This is a genomic window from Vibrio sp. 378, from assembly GCF_033339435.1.
Genome location: NZ_JAWOUO010000929.1, coordinates 1 through 569, shown reverse-complemented (window position 1 = coordinate 569; position 569 = coordinate 1). Strand labels below are relative to the sequence as shown.

Sequence of the window (569 nt, the reverse complement as noted above, 5' to 3'; positions counted from 1 at the left end):
CTGGAGCTACAACGTTCGATAGACTACCTCTCTGCTCAGCTTCGTCAGGTTCAGTTGCACCAATTGAAAGTGTGCTGTGATGAAGAAGATGAGAACGAATTGGTTCAGTCGCTTAACTACCGCTTAAGCACCAAAGTATCGTCACTACTGCCTGAAGAACATGAACTCTGTGGTCATGTGCTTGCGGATGCGGCGGCGGCGTCTACAAATCGACGCGTCAATCTATATCCTGATCATTTAAAGCCGAAAAAAGATCTCCTTACGCTAAAAAATGTGGCGATTTCTTGGGGCGCGGCTGCGGCTGTGATTCTGTTGTCTTACGGCTACGTGTCTTGGCAAAGTGAAGGTTTGGAAGATGAAATCGCGATTGTGAAAGGCAAGGGCGATATTCTTAAGTCTGACTTAGATTACTACCAAGTGAAGCTGCGTAAGCATCAGCCTGATCCAAATAAGTTAGCGGCCAAAGCGCGTCTAGAGCGTGAAGTCAAAGCTAAGCGAGATTCCTTGAAAGCGGTGGGCAAGTACGATGATTCGCAACGCACGGGTTACTCAGGTGTGATGCAGTCATT

General features: G+C 47.6%; 1 pseudogene. It reads left to right on the top strand.

Annotated features, from left to right (window positions below):
* Nucleotides 1–569, top strand: a pseudogene (locus R7Q48_RS29660) (MSHA biogenesis protein MshI); the annotation flags it as partial.